The organism is Tunturiibacter empetritectus (genome assembly GCF_014201375.1).
Taxonomy (GTDB): Bacteria; Acidobacteriota; Terriglobia; order Terriglobales; family Acidobacteriaceae; genus Edaphobacter; species Edaphobacter lichenicola_D.
Map to the genome: position 1 here is coordinate 346,489 of NZ_JACHDZ010000001.1, position 13,475 is coordinate 359,963.

The window sequence follows — 13,475 nt, forward strand, 5'->3', positions numbered from 1 at the left end:
CGCGTCGAAATCTGAACTGCTTTTCTTTGGGGAAGTAACTTGGCGTAACAGCGGATTTTGAGGTTAGGATTGTGCACACAGGAGAACTCATGCTCTCGAAGATTTCGGTCGCTCTGGCGGCCACAGCACTTTTGCTCGCCGCGGTCCGGCTTCCCGCACAACAGGCGGTTCAACCGCTTCAATCGATGCCTTACTCGCCATCGCTCGATCTCTCGAGCCTGGACCGCAGCGCGGACCCCTGCGCCGACTTTTATAAGTTCTCCTGCGGCGGGTGGGAGAAGAAGAATCCTATCCCCGCGGACCAGTCCGGCTGGAGCGTCTACGCCAAGCTCGGCAACGAGAATGAGCAGTTTCTCTGGGGGATTCTCGAGGCGGATGCGAAGGCTGCGAATCGCGACGCGGTGCAACAGAAGGTCGGCGACTACTTTGCCGCGTGCATGAATACCGCGTCGATCGATGCGCTCGGTGTGAAACCTGCGCTGCCGGGCCTGGCGCGCATCGATGCCCTGAAGACGCGGCCCGAGCTGGTGGCAGCGATCAGCTCGCTGCATCATGAGTATGCAGGTAGTTTTTTCTTCGACTCCGGCACGGATCAGGACGCGGTTGACTCTTCGGTTGAGATAGTGGCGCTTGGAGCGGGTGGACTCGGTCTGCCTGACCGTGATTACTACTTCAAGACGGATGACAAGAGCGTGAAGCTGCGCGAGCAATATCTCGCCTATATCCAGAAGCTGCTCACGCTGGGTGGGGAGTCTGCAGAGCAGGCAAAGTTCGATGCGGATGCGACTCTTCGCGTTGAGACGGCGCTGGCCAAAGCTTCGCTTACAAGGGTGGACCGGCGTGATCCGCATAAGACGTATCACATGATGACGATTAACGAGTTGAGCAAGATTGCGCCTGCTTTCGATTGGCCTCGCTACTTTGATACGCAAGGAGCGCCTGGGGTGGCGAAGCTGAACGTCGCCCAGCCGGAGTTCATGAAAGCAGTGCAGACGGAGGTCTCGACCGAATCCGTCGATGCACTTCGCGGGTATCTGCGATTTCACTTTTTGACTGCAGCCGCGCCGTATCTTGCTCACCCGTTGGAGCAGGCCGACTTTGATTTTTATTCGACAACGCTGCGTGGGATTCCTGCGATGCCGCCGCGGTGGAAGACCTGCACTCGCCGAGTGGACCGAGACCTAGGTGAAGCGCTGGGGCAGGAGTTCGTCAAGCGCACGTTCTCTGCCGACACGAAAGCCAAGACGCAGCTGATGACCGAACAGATCGAAGCTGCCATGAAGCAGGAGATCGAGGGCCTGGACTGGATGAGCCCCGCGACCAAGCAGGAGGCTCTGCGCAAGCTGCACGTGATTCGCAATAAGATCGGATACCCGGACCAGTGGCGGGACTACACCACGCTGGAGATAAAGGTTGGCGACTACTTTGGGAACGTCGAGCGATCAACTCGCTTCGAAGACGCACGCCAGTGGCACAAGTTGGGCAAGCCTGTAGACCTGAACGAGTGGGGCATGACGCCGCCGACGGTCAATGCCTACTTCAACCCGCAGATGAACGACATTAATTTTCCTGCGGGTGTTCTGCAGCCGCCACTCTACGACACGAAGCTGGATGATGCGCCGAATTACGGGAACACGGGAGCGACCATTGGCCACGAACTCACGCACGCCTTCGACGACGAGGGGCGGCAGTTCGATGACAAGGGGAATCTTCGCGACTGGTGGACTCCTGCCGATGCCAAGGGTTTCGAAGACCGCATCAACTGCATTCGCGATCAGTACGCACAGTATGTTGTTGTGGACGATATTCACATCAACTCGAAGCTGACCAGTGGAGAAGACGTGGCGGACCTGGGTGGGACACTGCTCGCTTATATTGCGTGGAAGAAACAGACGGCCGGGCAGCAACTAGCGAGCACAGACGGATTCAGCCCGGATCAGCGCTTCTTTGTTGGCATGGCGCAATGGGCTTGCGAAAACGAGCGCCCGGAGGTGCTGCGGGTTCGCGCCATCACGGACCCCCACTCGCCTGGGTATGCGCGCATCAACGGCGTGGTTTCGAATATGCCTGAGTTTCAGAAGGCCTTCAGCTGTAAGGCTGGCCAACCTATGGTGCACGCGCCTACCTGCAGGGTCTGGTAGGAGCCTCCTGTCGCCGGCGGCTCCGCGATGGTTTATGCCAGGCCAACGGTGCGGGAATTGGCTGCCAGACAGTACACTGACCTAACCTAATGAATCTCTACGCGATCGTTCTATCAGTTATTGTCGTGACCCTGCTCACGGTTTCGCTCACACGTCTTGGCAAGGTGAAGACCAAGGCTGACTATCTTGTGGCGGGCCGCTCGCTGCCCGCCTTCGTGTTGGTCTTCACGCTGTTGTCGAGCTGGATCGGTTCGGGGTCGCTGCTCGGCGGGGCGGAGAATGCCTATAAACACGGCTTCGCAGCGCTTTGGCAAGGCGGCGGCGGCTGGGCAGGCCTGCTGCTGATCTACTTCATCGCGCCCCGTGCAAGGAAGTTCGCACAGTTCACTATTCCCGATCTGCTGGAGGCTCGGTACAACCAGGCGGCGCGGGTGCTCGGCGTGATTGCGATTCTCTTCTGCTACACCGCTGTGACCAGCTACCAGTTTGTCGGCGGCGGCGATATTCTGCACCTGATCTTTCCCGATGTGATCACCCCGGACTTCGGGAAGTACATTATTGCTGCGTTCGTCATCGTCTTTACCGCGATTGCCGGTATGGCTTCGGTCGCGTATATGGATGTTGCGATCGGCCTTCTCGCTACCTTTACGATGCTGATCGCGCTCCCTATCCTCGTCCATCACGCTGGGGGCTGGCCGGCGATCCATGCGAGCCTTCCCGCGACACACTTTCAGGTACTGGGAGACCTCACGTTTATTCAGGGGCTTGAGCTGTTCCTTCCCACCTGCCTCCTGCTGCTGGGGAATCAGTCGATGTATCAGAAGTTTTTCTCTGCCAAGTCGGAGAAGGATGCCACGCGTGCGGTGGTGGGATGGATCATCGGCACCGTCGTCCTGGAGACTGTGATCGTCGCGCTCGCGGTCACCGGCTCGAGTCTTTTTGCCAGCGGGGAGGTCCATGCACGCCCTCGCGAGATTCTCGCTTACCTTGGGCTCCACGGTTTCTCCGGTTCGGGGCCGCTTCGCCTACTGGGGGCACTGCTGATGGGAGCTATCTTCGCGAAGATTATTTCGACGGCGAACAACTGGCTCTTCTCGCCGTCGACCAACCTGGTCAACGACATCTACCTTCGCTACATCAATCCGCAGGCTTCGAACACGAAGACTCTCGCAGTCTCTCGTCTGATGGTAGTTCTGCTTGGTCTGTGTGCGCTCTACCAGTCACTCCATATCGAGTCGGTGCTGAAGAAGTCGCTCTACGCCTATACGATCTACGGCGCGGCTCTGACGCCGGTTATCCTGGCCACCTTCTACTGGAGACGCGCGACTGCAGCAGGCGCGGTGGCCAGTATTGCGGTGGGCACCTTCGTTACGGTCTTCTGGGATACCGGCTTCGTTCACGCTCATCTTCCGGCGGTGGTCAGCGAACGCGACGCGATTCTTCCGGCGCTGGTCGCCTCGCTGCTGTGTCTGATCGCTGTCAGCCTGTTGACGAGCCCACCGACGGAGAAGCAGCTCCAACCCTTCTCCGAGGCCTGACGGTGGTTCGTTTGCGGTCTAATAATGACAGTGATCGATACTTATTCCTTCACTTCCAGCTAAAACGGAGTTTCTGAAGAGCCAGATCCACGAAACTTCAAATTCATCGAAAAGTGAATTTTCACACTCACTTTTTTCAGTCTGCTGCATCCTATCCCAGTACACATTTTCAACAGGAGATTTTTATGGCACTTGAGACCCTAACCTTCGACTTCAACGCAAACTTCTTCCCCCTGGGTCTGGATTTCATTGCCACCTTTGAAGACAGTCCCTTCGCCCCCCTTGATACAGCAGGACAGCACTCCTCGACCGAGTCCTTAAGCGTCGCAAAGAAAGCACTCGACCAGGATGACGAGGACGACGATGACGACGACGAAGAGGATGAAGACGACGACGAGGATGATGACGAGTACGAGGATGATGACGACGAAGTAGATGAGGATGAAGACGAGGATGACGAGTACGAAGACGATGATGAGGACGACGACGAAGAAGAAGACGAAGATGATGACGATGACGATGTAGACGAGCTTCAGGTTGGACGAAGACGTTAGCCTTGCCAGTAATGAGTTCTACGCGGACTTCCTAGCTTTGCTTCCAACTCCATCCTGCTGGCCTGCTTACCCTGTTCAAGGGGTGTGGCAGTCCAGCGCTTTCCCTGATCGTTAAAATTGCGGCTGGCGTTCGGGAGGGGAGGCTAGTAGCCATCCCCGGTTACGATGTTTTCCAACTCCTCGCCGGCCAGGAAACGCCTTACCTGCTGGGCTCCGAAGTGGAAGGCCCGATGGATGAACTCGGGGGTAGAGCCGCCCACGTGTGGCGTAATCATGCAGTTTGGCGCCGACCAGAGAGGGTGGCCTGGCGGGAGCGGCTCAGGGTCCGTCACGTCGAGAACCGCCCGCACCCGATGCTGTTCGAGCGCCTCGACTAAAGCCTCCGTTACCACGACGGGGCCTCGCGCGGCGTTGACGAGAAGAGCGCCGTGCTTCATCAGACCAATCTCTGCTGCTCCAATCAACCCATGCGTCTCCGGAGTGAGAGGCACGATGAGAACGACCACGTCGGCCTGCGGCAGGAGGCGGCGCAACTCCGTAACGGCGAAGATCTCCGGCTCTTTGCGGGGGGTGCGCGCCAGTCGCATGATCTTCACGCCAAACGGTATCAGGCGAGCCTCAATTGCCGCGCCGATCGAGCCGTAACCGACGATCAGCAAGGTCTTTCCGGCAAGGTCGTCACCCAGGACCTGGTACTGTCCGACCTCGGCGCCGCGTTCATTCATAAATCCGTCCGTTACCGAAGACTGCCCCTTCCACTCCTGACGTAACTGCGCGTCGCGATAGAGCGGAAATCGCTTCAGGGACGAGAGGATCGCGGTCAGGACCCACTCCGAGGCCGAGACGTCGTGAACTCCGCGGCCATCGCAGAGCACGATCTCCTTTGGCAGCCACGGCGCAATCCAGTCTACGCCCGCCATCATCGACTGCACCACCTTTACGCCGCGCAGATGGGAGAAGGTCTGATGAGCATCTGCGCGGGCGAAGACCAGAATCCAGAAGTCGACTTCCAGAGTTGCCGATGGTTTGCGGGGAATGCGCACGATCTCTACTTCGTGCGGAAGATCTAGAAGCAGCTGTGGAGCAAGGTTCTCATCGACGCCGACACGCACCATTCCATCAGTGTGCCTGAAGGGCAGGCCGGAGAGAAAGCACGCTTAGGCAGAATTTACCTGCAAACTGAGTCTGCCTGAATTCCATCTCCTGCCTTATTCGGTGGTGCGGTGTGAGTTCGACTTTGACGATGCGTGCCCTGTTATCCTAGAGGCACCTTCAAAAGGCATATGCCCTGCTGCAGGATCTCCACTTTCGATAGATATTTGAGGAAATTATGGCTGCACTAATCGACGCCATCGACGTGAAACGCAAGATGTTCTTCGAGTTTGAAAACGTTCCGTTCTGCTGCCTGGAAGCGGAGATTTCTACTCCCACGGCTCGAGGCGGGCAGACGCTGGTTCGTCTGAGGATGCGCAACATGCTTACACGTGCAGTCTTCGACAAAACGTTCAAGGCCAGCGACAAGTTCAAGGAGCCGGACCTGCAGACGGTTGGAGCATCGTATCTCTACAGCGATGGAGATGGCTCGTACTTTCTGGACCAGGAGAGCTTTGAGACTCTCTCCCTGAGCGATGAGATGGTAGGGGACGCACTGGACATGCTGGTGGAGGGGGTTCTGATTCAGATCGACAAATACAACGGAAATCCAATCGGGCTGCAGTTGCCGGTTCAGGTGGAGCTGTCAGTCACGTATACCGAACCGGGCGTTCGCGGCGACACTTCGAGTGGCAGCGTGACCAAGCCAGCCAAACTGGAGACAGGTGTGGAGATTCGCGTTCCGCTGTTCATCAAAGAAGGCGAAAAGATCAAGGTGAACACAGAGACGCGAGAGTTCGCTGGGCGGGCCTGATTCGACGGAGTGTTGTTGCGCCAGCCCTGGTCTCTCAAAGAGATTGATTGGCGCCTGACTTGCCTAAGTTCTCTTTCGAGCACAAGATGTTAGGGAACATCTTGCCGGACGCAATCCCAAGGGGGATTCGTGGAACTCTGGGATCAGCATTCGCCGCCAATTAAAGAGGTCGATGTGCTTTGGATTGCCGCGGGATTAGGTTGCGACGGAGACACGATCGCGATGACCGCCGCAACCCAGCCCAGCATTGAGGATGTGATTATGGGCGGCATCCCCTGGATTCCCAAGGTGAACTTCCACAACCCTTTTCTGGCCACTGAGGTTGGTGACGATTTCCTGCGCCGTTTCCACCTGGCCGCGGAGGGCAAGCTGGAGCCTTTCATCCTCGTGATTGAGGGCTCGATTCCGAATGAGAAGAATAAGCCGGAGGGGTACTGGGCGTCGCTGGGTACAGATGCAGAGACCGGGCAGCCAATTACAACGTGCGAGTGGATCGACCGGTTGGCTCCCCATGCCTGGGCCGTGATTGCCGTAGGAACCTGCGCGACCTATGGGGGAATTCACGCGATAGCGGGCAATCCAACCGGGTGCATGGGGCTTCCTGACTATCTTGGATGGCAGTGGAGATCTAAGGCTGCAGTCCCGATCGTTTGTGTTCCGGGCTGTCCTGTCCAGCCCGACAACTTTATGGAGACTCTGCTGTATCTGCTTTACATGGCTACTGGCCATGCCCCTATAATTCCCCTCGATGAGCAGTTGCGTCCCACTTGGCTGTTTGGCAGCACGGTACATGAGGGCTGCGACCGTGGCGGGTACTATGAGCAGGCACAATTTGCGGAGGAGTACGGATCGCCGTTGTGCATCGTAAAGCTGGGTTGCTGGGGACCGGTGGTTCAGTGCAACGTCGGCAAGCGTGGATGGATGAGCGGGATTGGCGGCTGCCCCAATGTGGGAGGCATCTGCATCGGGTGCACGATGCCAGGATTTCCGGATAAATTTATGCCATTTATGGACCAGCCTCCCGGATCGCTTCTCTCTTCAGCAGCGGTGCAGACCTATGGACGCGCGATTCATGCGCTGCGCAAGTTCACCCAGGCATCGCTGAACAAGGTGCCAAGCTGGCGGCAGCAAGGTACTTCGCCGAGCCAACAGCACTGACACAACGCGTCCTGCCGAACGGAGCGAAGAATGGCTTCACTTGCAAAAGCGGACTGGGAAGACCGAAGGGCTGGCGATGAAGACATCACGCAGCTGCCAGAACTGAGCGAGGCGGAGGCGGTTCTGTTCGAGTTGGCTAGTCTGTTTGGCGGCAGCATACAGTCAGCCGCCGCGGGGGAGCAGCCAACGGGAGGCACATCAGCACAGAATCCCGAGGCTCACACCTCGAGCCTCGAAGCGAAATACCGCGCGCTGCTGGAACAGATTCCTGCCGTGGTCTTCATGGTCTATCTCGATCGCGGCATCAGCGAGGCCTACGTCAGCCCGCAGATTGAGCAGTCGCTCGGGTACTCACGAGAGGAGTGGCTGGAAGATCCTATCCGCTGGTACGAACACATTCATCCGGACGACAAACAGCGCTGGAGCCTGGAGGCCGCGGGCATGTTTCTCTCCGGCAAGCCGCTGCGATCGTCCTATCGCGTGGTCGCGCGCGACGGGCACGTGATCTGGTTCCACTGCGACGCGAAGATGATGCGCCGGCCCGACGGACAGCCATGGTTCATCCACGGCGTCGCCTTTGATATCTCCGATCTGAAGCATACGGAGGAGGCGCTGCACCAGGAGCGCAACGTAGTCTCTGCCATTCTCGACACCGTCGGAGCGCTGGTTGTCGTTCTCGATCCCGAGGGGCGCATTACGCGATTCAATCGAGCCTGTGAACTGACGACCGGATATTCGCTCGAGGAGGTTCGCGGCAAGCGCATCTGGGATTTTTTTCTCGTGCCTGAAGAAGTGGAACGCTTCAAGTCGATCTTTTCGCAGCTGAGCGCGGATCTGCTGCCCGAAGACTACCAAAGCTATTGGGTCACACGGCATGGCACGAAGAGACTCATCGCCTGGTCAAGCACCATGTTGCCGGGTAACAACGGAACTCCCAACTACATCATCGCCACTGGAATCGATATCACCGAGCGCGAGCAGTTGGAGAAAGCTCTGCTGAATATCAGCTCAAGAGAGCAACGACGCATCGGGCAGGATCTGCATGATGGGCTGGGGCAGCATCTGACGGGCATCGCCTTTATGGCCAAGGTGCATGAGGCGAAGTTGACCGAAAAATGCGTAGCCGAGGCCAGCGATGCAGCCAAGATCGTGCGACTGGTAAACGAAGCGATTCACAAGACGCGAGAGTTGGCGCGAGGGCTGCTGCCGGTTGTCTCCGATGCACATGGGCTGATGTCGGCGTTGCAGATGTGGGCTGCAGAGGTAGAGGATATCTTCGGAATATCCTGTCGTTTCGAGTGCGAGCCTGCTGTCCTGATCTACGACGACGCGATGGCCACCCATCTCTACCATATTGCTCAGGAGGCTGTGAACAATGCTCTCAAGCATGGGCATGCCTGTAAGATTCTGATTCGCCTGACTGCTGAGAACGAGCGCGGAATGTTGGTGGTCAACGACGACGGCGGCGGCATCGGCGAGATCCGTGGCAATAGTCATGGCATGGGACTTCACATCATGAACTACCGAGCGGGCATGATCGGCGGAACGCTTGAGGTTGCACCTGAGCCGCCGCGTGGAACGACAGTGACCTGTATCTTTCCTCTCAAAGCCGGCAGGTAGACTATGGCCGCGACAAACATTCCGGAACAACCTCATGCGGGCAAGAGGACTGTCTTCGTAGTCGACGATCATCCCCTTCTGCGTCAGGGACTGGCTCTGTTGATCAACCAGCAGCGAGATCTTGAAGTCTGCGGCGAGGCCGAAGAGGCGCAGGCTGCGATGCAGGCCATCTCTCAGAAGAGACCCGACATCATGATCGTGGACATCTCGCTCAATGGTCCGGATGGGTTGGACCTGCTCAAAAATATCCGAGCATCTTATCCAGATCTACCGATATTGATTCTCTCCATGCATGATGAGGCCATCTACGCGGAGCGTGCCCTGCGTGCTCGTGCGAACGGTTACATCATGAAGCAGGAGGCAACGGAGAAAGTGTTGATTGCTGTGCGCCGCATTCTTGGCGGCGAGGTGTATCTGAGCGATCGCATGGCCAACAAGATGCTTCAACAGTACATTGGCGGCTCTCCGGCAGCGCTTCACTCTCGCATCTCCACGCTCTCCGATCGCGAGTTGGAGGTGTTCTGCCTGATCGGCGAGGGCCGCGGCACGCGTGAGATTGCCGAGGAGTTGCACCTTAGCGTCAAGACGGTGGAGACCTATCAGGCTCACCTCAAAGAAAAGCTTCGCCTGCACAGTGGGCGAGAGCTTATCCAGCATGCGATTCAGTGGAAGATCGACGAGAAGACAGATTAAGAGTTGAGTGCCGTGAACTGCCGAACTAGTTCTGTCGGGCTAGACTGTGCGACGGTTCGTTCCTATCATCTCTTCTCAATATCTAAATCCAAAAATGTCATTCGCATGGCAAAACGTTCTTGCGGATTATGCATCAGGCAATCCCCTAGCCCTCGCTAAGTAAGAAGTATGAGAAAGAAATAGGGTCAGTCCCGCTTGCGGGTTCTGCATGACAACCTCTCTACTGGCTACGCTTCGCCGATCGTCGGAGAGTTCCCTTTCAGACGAATCGCACCTCAGGTTTGCGTCTCACAGCGCGCCTGCAATCTTCCGGCAAGACCAGCCCGTATCCGAAGAGGAGAACCCAGGTTATGGCTCAAGAAACAGTTCCTTACGGCCGAGTCACTCAAAAGAAACCCGCTGTGGCTGAGCTGCATATTCTGTGGATCACCGCTGGCCTTGGGTGTGACGGAGACACAGTGTCCATCACCGCAGCTACGCAGCCTAGTGTCGAGGACGTTGTTCTGGGCGCGATTCCCGGTCTGCCCAAGGTCCACCTGCATAATCCAGTTCTCGCTTTCGAAAATGGCGATGACTTTATGAAGTACTTCTACATGGCGGAGCAGGGAAAGCTCGAGCCGTTCGTATTGGTCGTCGAAGGATCGATCCCCAACGAGAAGATCAAGAAGGAAGGCTACTGGGCTGCTCTGGGAACCAATCCGCACACCGGCCAGCCGATCACCACCAATGAGTGGATCGATCGCCTGACACCCAAGGCACTCGCTGTCGTGGCTTGCGGCACCTGCGCGACCTACGGCGGCATCCATGCGATGGAGGGCAATCCCACCGGCTGTATGGGACTGGCGGATTATCTGGGCTGGGATTGGAAGTCCAAAGCCGGCCTGCCGATCGTGAATGTTCCCGGTTGCCCGGTGCAGCCTGACAACTTCATGGAGACACTTCTCTATCTTCTCTACCAGGTAGCCGGTCTGGCGCCGATGATTCCTCTCGACGATCAACTGCGACCGACCTGGCTCTTCGGCACGACAGTGCATGAGGGATGCGACCGAGCCGGGTACTACGAGCAGGGGGATTTCGCTATGGCCTATGGCTCTCCGAAGTGCATCGTCAAGCTGGGATGCTGGGGGCCTGTGGTGAACTGCAATGTGCCGAAACGCGGCTGGATGGCCGGCATCGGCGGTTGCCCCAACGTCGGCGGCATCTGCATTGGCTGCACTATGCCTGGCTTCCCCGATAAGTTCATGCCATTTATGGACGAGCCTCCAGGTGGCAAGCTGTCGAGCACAGCGGTCGGCGTCTATGGCAAGGCGATTCGGGCTTTGCGCAAGCTGACCAATGACACCGTGAATAAAGAGCCGAAGTGGCGTCATCCGCGCGCCGAACTGACCACAGGCTATCACCCCAATTCCTACTAACGAAGCCAAGGAGAGATCACGATGGGCACGATTACCGCTGTACGCACAGAGGCAGAGGCCGACAAGAGCCAGTTAGTAGAGATGAACTGGGATCCGATCACGCGGATCGTCGGCAGTCTCGGCATCTTCACCAAGATCGACTTTGGCAAACGCAAGGTTGCGGAGTGTCACAGCACCTCCTCCATCTTTCGCGGCTACAGCATCTTCATGAAGGGCAAAGATCCGCGCGATGCACACTTCATCACCAGCCGTATCTGCGGCATCTGCGGCGACAACCATGCTACGTGCGCGACGTATGCGCAGAACATGGCCTTTGGCGTGCGCCCGCCGGCCATCGCAGAGTGGATTGTGAACCTGGGTGAGGCCGCGGAGTATATGTTCGACCACAACATCTTTCAGGACAATCTCGTCGGCGTGGACTTCTGCGAGAAGATGGTGAAAGAGACCAATCCGGGTGTCTGGGAAAAAGCAACGAAGACCGCTGCCCCGCATGCAGAGCTGCACGGCTTCCGCACTATCGGCGACATCATGACGGCCCTCAATCCGTTTACGGGATCGTTCTATCGCGAGACGCTGCAGGTGAGTCGGTACACGCGCGAGATGTTCTGCCTGATGGAAGGCCGCCACGTTCATCCTTCCACTCTGTATCCGGGCGGCGTAGGTACGGTGCCTACGGTGCAACTGTTCACGGACTATATCGTCCGGCTGATGAAGTATGTGGAGTTTATGAAGAAGGTCGTGCCGCTCCATGACGATCTCTTCGACTTCTTCTACGAAGCTCTCCCTGGCTACGAAGAGGTTGGTCGTCGGCGGATTCTTCTTGGATGCTGGGGCTCGTTCAATAATCCCGATGTCTGCGACTACACCTATCAGAAGATGACGGACTGGGGCCGCGGTATGTTTGTCACGCCGGGCGTAGTGGTCGATGGCAAGCTGGTGACGACCGACCTGGTGGACATCAACCTGAACATCCGCATTCTGCTGGGAAGTTCGTACTACGACGATTGGCAGAATGCCGAGACCTTCGTTAGGAAGGATCCTTTGGGCAATCCAGTCGATCAGCGTCACCCCTGGAACCAGAGCACGCTGCCCAGGCCGCAGAAGCGCGACTTCAAGGACAAGTACACATGGGTGATGTCGCCGCGTTGGTATGACGCGCGGACAAAAGACTACCTTGCACTCGATACGGGCGGCGGTCCGATTGCGCGCTTCTGGGCAACCGCGCTGGCCGGCATCGTGGATATTGGCTACGTGAAGGCAACAGGGCATAGCGTCAAGATCTATCTGCCCAAGACCGTCTCGCTTCCAGAGGTGGAGCTTGAGTGGAAGATTCCCAAGTGGAGCAATGCGATTGAGCGTGATCGCGCTCGCACTTACTTCCAGGCCTATGCTGCCGCTGCTGCGCTTCACTTTGCGGAGCAGGCGCTGGCGGAGTTGCATGCCGGCCGTACGAAGACCTGGAACGACTTCAAGGTGCCCGAGGAGGCGATCGGTTGCGGCTTCCACGAAGCGGTGCGCGGAGTCTTGTCGCACCACGTTGTGATCCGCAATCACAAGATCGCCAACTATCATCCGTATCCGCCTACCCCGTGGAACGCCAACCCGCGCGATATGTATGGAACTCCTGGGCCCTACGAGGATGCGGTGCAGAATACGCCGATCTTCGAGGAGAATGGCCCGGACAAGTTCAAGGGAATCGATATCATGCGTGCCGTACGCAGCTTCGATCCTTGCCTGCCCTGCGGCGTTCACATGTACCTCGGGAATGGAAAGGTACTTGAGACCTCCCACTCGCCGATGTTCGGCTACCAGCCGTAGTTCGTACTCGTGACCGATTGAGAGTTGGAGGAGGCGTGTGGCTAACGACGGGGAGTTTCAGGAGCAAGTCCGGCAGTTGGGCAAGTTGGTCGCACAGTTTGACGAGTTGCCGGATAGCGACGCAAAGGTAGCGGGCAGGGAGCTGGTGCAGCTTCTTATGGAGGTGCATGCGAGAGGCCTGGAGCGGGCGATGGAGATCGTCTTCGATGCCGGCAATTTTGCTCCGGGGATCGTCGACAAGATGGGGCGGGACCCAATCGTTGGCAACCTGTTGCTGCTCTACTCCCTTCATCCGGACGAGTTCGAAACTCGCGTACAAAAAGCCATAGAGGGTATGCGTCCTCGTCTACGCAAACTCTCCTGCACGGTTGAGCTTGAGTGCGTGCACGAAGGTGCTGTTCGTGTCCGTCTGTCGACGTCAAGTCATAGCTGTGGATCTTCTACGAACGATCTGCGGTCGATTGTGGAGGACGGGATGTATGAGTTTGCGCCGGACGTGACATCGCTGGAAGTTCTGGGACTGGAGGAGCCAACGCCTACAGGCTTTGTCACACTGGAAAGCTTAATGGGCCAGCGGCTCGCAGGGGTAGGTGCTGGCAGTTCCCCGGAAAGAGATGGTGTCGATTGAGAGC

11 protein-coding genes are annotated in these 13,475 nt (G+C 57.6%); 10 read left to right on the forward strand and 1 reads right to left on the reverse strand.

Going from position 1 to position 13,475, the window contains the following annotated elements:
• Positions 1–89: 89 nt before the first annotated feature.
• From HDF10_RS01575 to HDF10_RS01585, 3 genes are all read left to right on the forward strand, one after another.
• On the forward strand, positions 90–2,141 hold the full coding sequence (locus HDF10_RS01575; protein ID WP_183809817.1) for a M13 family metallopeptidase: 2,052 nt from the start codon (positions 90–92) through the stop codon (positions 2,139–2,141).
• An 89-nt stretch (positions 2,142–2,230) separates the two neighbouring features.
• The gene (locus HDF10_RS01580; protein WP_183809819.1) at positions 2,231–3,679 is read left to right on the forward strand and encodes a sodium:solute symporter family protein; all 1,449 of its coding nucleotides are present in this window, start codon (positions 2,231–2,233) and stop codon (positions 3,677–3,679) included.
• A 185-nt stretch (positions 3,680–3,864) separates the two neighbouring features.
• Positions 3,865–4,233 (forward strand): hypothetical protein, encoded by a 369-nt coding sequence (locus tag HDF10_RS01585; RefSeq protein WP_183809821.1) that lies wholly within the window; start codon positions 3,865–3,867, stop codon positions 4,231–4,233.
• 143 nt (positions 4,234–4,376) lie between these two features.
• Here the strand turns inward: HDF10_RS01585 and HDF10_RS01590 are convergent, their stop codons facing one another.
• Positions 4,377–5,276 carry a 2-hydroxyacid dehydrogenase gene (locus HDF10_RS01590; RefSeq protein WP_311732628.1) on the reverse strand — a complete coding sequence of 300 codons (900 nt, stop codon included), beginning with the start codon at positions 5,274–5,276 and terminating at the stop codon, positions 4,377–4,379.
• A 287-nt stretch (positions 5,277–5,563) separates the two neighbouring features.
• Here HDF10_RS01590 and efp point away from each other — a divergent pair, with 287 nt between their 5' ends.
• The 7 genes from efp to HDF10_RS01625 all read left to right on the forward strand — a co-directional run bounded on the left by efp (position 5,564) and on the right by HDF10_RS01625 (position 13,471).
• A complete protein-coding gene (gene efp, locus HDF10_RS01595) occupies positions 5,564–6,139 on the forward strand; it encodes an elongation factor P (protein ID WP_183809825.1) in 576 nt (191 codons plus the stop codon).
• A gap of 129 nt (positions 6,140–6,268) precedes the next feature.
• Positions 6,269–7,297: an NADH-quinone oxidoreductase subunit B family protein gene (locus HDF10_RS21145; RefSeq protein ID WP_183809827.1), complete on the forward strand. Its 1,029-nt coding sequence runs from the start codon at positions 6,269–6,271 to the stop codon at positions 7,295–7,297.
• 30 nt (positions 7,298–7,327) lie between these two features.
• The gene (locus HDF10_RS01605) at positions 7,328–8,917 is read left to right on the forward strand and encodes a PAS domain-containing sensor histidine kinase (protein WP_183809829.1); all 1,590 of its coding nucleotides are present in this window, start codon (positions 7,328–7,330) and stop codon (positions 8,915–8,917) included.
• A 3-nt stretch (positions 8,918–8,920) separates the two neighbouring features.
• Positions 8,921–9,610, forward strand: coding sequence for a response regulator (locus tag HDF10_RS01610; protein WP_183809831.1), 690 nt, complete (start codon positions 8,921–8,923; stop codon positions 9,608–9,610).
• A gap of 350 nt (positions 9,611–9,960) precedes the next feature.
• Complete coding sequence (locus HDF10_RS01615) at positions 9,961–11,025, forward strand: NADH-quinone oxidoreductase subunit B family protein (RefSeq protein WP_183809833.1); 1,065 nt, start codon at positions 9,961–9,963, stop codon at positions 11,023–11,025.
• Between the two features lie 21 nt (positions 11,026–11,046).
• On the forward strand, positions 11,047–12,843 hold the full coding sequence (locus HDF10_RS01620; RefSeq protein WP_183809835.1) for a nickel-dependent hydrogenase large subunit: 1,797 nt from the start codon (positions 11,047–11,049) through the stop codon (positions 12,841–12,843).
• A gap of 37 nt (positions 12,844–12,880) precedes the next feature.
• Positions 12,881–13,471, forward strand: a complete 591-nt coding sequence (locus tag HDF10_RS01625) for a NifU family protein (protein ID WP_183809837.1) — start codon at positions 12,881–12,883, stop codon at positions 13,469–13,471.
• Positions 13,472–13,475 lie beyond the last annotated feature (4 nt).